Source organism: Deltaproteobacteria bacterium GWC2_65_14 (genome assembly GCA_001797615.1).
Classification (GTDB): Bacteria; Desulfobacterota; Deferrimicrobia; order Deferrimicrobiales; family Deferrimicrobiaceae; genus GWC2-65-14.
In genome coordinates this window covers 1-3,334 of sequence record MGPV01000048.1, presented here as the reverse complement: position 1 = coordinate 3,334, position 3,334 = coordinate 1, and the positions used below count along the sequence as shown (strand labels likewise).

Here is a 3,334-nt window from a genome sequence, read left to right as displayed (position 1 = left end):
CTGCTCCTTCGGAATCGTCACCTTGTAGCTCGACACCGCGTCCAGCAGGAGGACCACCCGGTCCCGGTCGGGAAGCTCCTCCACGAAAATCGCCTCCAGCCCCTCGAAGGGCCCCTCCCCGATCCGGATCCGCTGCCCCGGCTTCCAGTCGGCGGGAGGCCGGACCAGGGTGACGATCCCCTCCTCGTCCATCCGGGCACGCACCGCCTCGATGATCTCCTCCCCCACCTCCTGCGGCTCCGGCCCGAAGGAGACGACGCGGGCCACCCCGTGGGTGTACCGGATGGTGCGCAGCTGCTCTAACGCGAACCGGACGAAGAGGTAGGTGGGGAACAGGGGACCCAGCTCGAGCGCCTTCGTTCTCCGGTTCTTCCTGCGCATCCTGGGGAAGATGCATTCGTAGCCGGCGCCCGTCAGGCGCGAGTGGACCCGGATTTCATTGAGCGGTTTCGTCTTGACCAGGTACCACGTCCACTTCACCTGCACATTCTCCCGGCGTCCGTGCTCCTCCTCATCCTCTCCGGGCACCCTTCCTTCCCCCCGCGGGCTTCCCCTCCTTCGGCGGAAGTATCGCCTCCCGCGACTCCTCGTACCAGGCGATCGTCTTCCGGAGACCCTCCTCGAAGGGGGTGGCCGCCGTGAAGCCGAACTCCTCGCGGGCGCGGGAGGTGTCCAGGCAGCGGCGCGGCTGGCCGTCCGGCCGCGAGGTGTCGCGGACGATCTTGCCCTTGTAGCCGGTCATCTCCCGGATCCTCTCCACCAGGTCGTTGATCGGGATCTCCTGCCCCGACCCCACGTTCACCGGATCCGGCTTGTCGTACCGCTCGGCCGCCATCACGACCGCCTCGGCCGCGTCGTCCACATAGAGGAACTCCCGGGAGACCGGCGTCCCCTCGTGGAACCCGCTCCCCCAGATCGTGACCACCGCCTCGTTCTCCTCCCGGGCGTCGACGAACTTCCTGATCAGCGCCGGGATGACGTGCGACTTCTCCGGCTCGAAGAAGTGGTCGCCGGGACCGTAGAGGTTCACCGGGAGCAGGTAGACCGCGTTGAAGCCGTATTCCTGCCGGTAGGCCTGGCTCATCACCAGGAGCGCCTTCTTGGCGATCCCGTAGGGGGCGTTGGTCGGCTCCGGATACCCCTCCCAGAGGTCCTCCTCCAGAAAGGGGATCCGGGGCGGCCGGAACGGGTAGGCGCAGACGGTGCCGACCTGGAGGAACTTCTCCACGCCGGCCCGGCGCGCCTCCTCCATCAGGAGGATTCCCATCGCGGCGTTGTCGTAGAAGAGCGCCCCCGGGTGGGCCCGGTTCCAGCCGATCCCCCCCGCGTTCGCGGCCAGGTGGATCACCAGATCCTGCCCCTTGACGGCCCGGGCGGAGGCCACCTGGAAGCGCAGGTCGTAGTCGGTGAAGCGCGGGACGAAGATATCGCGGGGGCGGACCCCCCGCTCGAGCAGCTTCGCGATCACGGAGCGGCCCAGGAAGCCGGAGCCGCCGGTCACCAGGATCTTTTTCCCCTTCCAGAAACTCATCCCCCCCCCAGAACAGGGACGTTCCTAAGAACTTCCCCCCAGCTCTCCTCGCCGAAACGCCTCCCAGACTTCCCTCGTCTGCGGATCCTGCACGGAATAAAGAAACTCGTTCGCCTCCTCCAGCCAGCGGAGCCGTTCCTCCACGGGGACCTTCTCCCACTCGCGGATCCGCTCATCCGACACGTAATACCGGTATCCACCTTCGGGATCGGTCATGCGTCCCCCTTCTGGATCCTGCGGAGAGCATCGATGTCCGACAGGTCCTGCTGCCGTCCGGACCGCTCCTTCATGGAGATCAGATCCGCCTCGCCGACCACCGGGATCTCCAGCTTCCCGTTCTCCGCATACACCCGCTTCCGCCGGTCGTAGGCGGAATCGAACGGCATCGGCTCCTCGATGAAGACATCGATGGCGAGGGCCGGGCGCTTCGCGCTTTTGAAGGTCAGAACAACCATGTTCTTCTCTCGCCGCCACCTGGACCGCTCCGCAGGGTCCGCGAGCGCCTCCGGCGGCACGGGAACCGCGGGGGAAAATCCCAGGGCCCTCATCGCGGCCAAAAATTTCCGGATGTTGTTTTCCCCCAGTTCAACAAACAGGTCGACGTCGGCCGTCATCCTTGGGATGCCATGCAGGTTCATGGCCAATCCGCCGGTGACGAGGTAGCGGACCCCCTCCTCCCGCAACACCCGGAACAGCTCAATATAAAACATATCCGTTCAAACCGCCTCCGGGATGCCCCGAAGCATGAAAAGTTCTTAGGAACGTCCCAGTTCTTACTGCCGGCTACAGCTTCGCCGGGACGGGGTAGCCGTGGCGGGCGAGGATCTTCCGCCCCTCGCCGGGAGGGGAAAGCCCCGCCTCCTCCATGTCGGCGTCCACCATGATCCGGACCAGGTCCTTGAAGGTCACCTTCGGCTCCCAGCCGAGGAGCCGCTTCGCCTTCGAGGCGTCCGCGACCAGGTTTTCCACCTCCGTGGGGCGGAAATACTTCGGGTCGATCTTCACGTACTGTTTCCAGTCGAGCCCGGCGTAGGCGAAGGCCTCCTCGAGGAACTCCTTTACCGAATGGGACTGCCCGGTCCCCACGACGAAGTCCTTTGGCCGGTCGTGCTGGAGGATCCGCCACATCGCCTCCACGTACTCGAGGGCGTACCCCCAGTCCCTCCGGGCGTCGAGGTTCCCCAGGTAGAGGGCCTTCTGTTTCCCAGCCTTGATAGCGGCCACCGCCCGGGTGATCTTGCGCGTGACGAAGGTCTCTCCTCTCCGCGGGGACTCGTGGTTGAAGAGGATCCCGTTGCTCGCGAAGATCCCGTAGGCCTCCCGGTAGTTCACCGCCATCCAGTAGGAGTATACCTTGGCGACCCCGTACGGGGAGCGCGGGTGGAACGGGGTCCTCTCGCTCTGCGGCGGCGGCGAAGCGCCGAACATCTCGCTGGAGGAGGCCTGGTAGTAGCGGGCCTTCCCGTTCGCCCGACGCAGCGCCTCCAGGATCCGGGTGGTCGAAAGCCCGGTGACGTCGCCGGTGTACTCCGGGATGTCGAAGGAGACCCGGACGTGGCTCTGCGCGCCGAGGTGGTAGATCTCGTCGGGGCGGACGTTGTAGATCAGGTTGGTCAGCTGGCTGGGGTCGGCGAGGTCCCCGTAGTGGAGGAACATCCTCGCCTCGGGCTTGTGGGGATCGATGTAGATGTGGTCGAGCCGGCCCGTGTTGAAGGTCGAGGCGCGACGGATGATCCCGTGCACCTCGTAGCCCTTCTCCAGCAGGAACTCGGCGAGGTAGGACCCGTCCTGCCCGGTGATCCC

Annotated in this window: 5 protein-coding genes; all 5 read right to left on the bottom strand. The window is 65.9% G+C overall.

Annotated features, from left to right (window positions below; genetic code table 11):
* The coding region (locus A2X88_05530; protein OGP33637.1) for a hypothetical protein at positions 1 to 528 on the bottom strand (528 nt) is incomplete at its 3' end.
* Positions 512 to 1,531 carry a GDP-fucose synthetase gene (locus tag A2X88_05525; GenBank protein ID OGP33636.1) on the bottom strand — a complete coding sequence of 340 codons (1,020 nt, stop codon included), beginning with the start codon at positions 1,529 to 1,531 and terminating at the stop codon, positions 512 to 514. The genes A2X88_05530 and A2X88_05525, both read right to left, overlap by 17 nt.
* A gap of 24 nt (positions 1,532 to 1,555) precedes the next feature.
* Positions 1,556 to 1,747, bottom strand: a complete 192-nt coding sequence (locus A2X88_05520) for a hypothetical protein (GenBank protein OGP33635.1) — start codon at positions 1,745 to 1,747, stop codon at positions 1,556 to 1,558.
* Complete coding sequence (locus A2X88_05515) at positions 1,744 to 2,241, bottom strand: hypothetical protein (GenBank protein OGP33634.1); 498 nt, start codon at positions 2,239 to 2,241, stop codon at positions 1,744 to 1,746. The genes A2X88_05520 and A2X88_05515 overlap by 4 nt, the downstream gene beginning before the upstream one ends.
* A gap of 73 nt (positions 2,242 to 2,314) precedes the next feature.
* Positions 2,315 to 3,334 (bottom strand): GDP-mannose 4,6-dehydratase (locus A2X88_05510; GenBank protein OGP33633.1); only part of this gene is annotated, 1,020 nt, incomplete at its 5' end.

Coding starts and splice junctions, on each gene's coding strand:
- A2X88_05525 (OGP33636.1), bottom strand. CDS start 1,531: ATGAGTTTCTGGAAGGGGAAAAAGATCCTGGTGACCGGCGGCTCCGGC.
- A2X88_05520 (OGP33635.1), bottom strand. CDS start 1,747: ATGACCGATCCCGAAGGTGGATACCGGTATTACGTGTCGGATGAGCGG.
- A2X88_05515 (OGP33634.1), bottom strand. CDS start 2,241: ATGTTTTATATTGAGCTGTTCCGGGTGTTGCGGGAGGAGGGGGTCCGC.